This is a genomic window from Halalkalibacter flavus, from assembly GCF_036663575.1.
Classification (GTDB): Bacteria; Bacillota; Bacilli; order Bacillales; family Bacillaceae_D; genus Halalkalibacter; species Halalkalibacter flavus.
The window spans coordinates 1-232 of the sequence record NZ_JAWRVK010000436.1 but is presented as its reverse complement, the minus strand read 5'-3'; the positions used below and the strand labels follow the sequence as shown (position 1 = coordinate 232).

The following is a 232-nucleotide window of genomic DNA, read 5'->3' as shown; positions in this document are numbered from 1 at the left end:
GATTACTGCTTTACCTGGAGGTGATATTATGTCGCAAATGTTAGTTGTTATATACGTAAGTTTAAAATCTCACCATGTACAATACATGAGTGGAGATGGAACATCCTTGGTTAGTTTTTCTGTTACTAATGATAAAACAGGGGAAGACACCCTCATTCAATTGATGTTGGCAAAAGCTGAAATAAACCAATTAAATCAGTTGAAAATAGGAATGGAGTCGACTTCCAACATT

Annotated in this window: 1 pseudogene; it reads left to right on the top strand. The window is 34.9% G+C overall.

Annotation, left to right across the window (positions count from 1 at the left end):
• Nucleotides 1-28 precede the first annotated feature (28 nt).
• Nucleotides 29-232: pseudogene (locus SAY88_RS25710) on the top strand (IS110 family RNA-guided transposase); the annotation flags it as partial.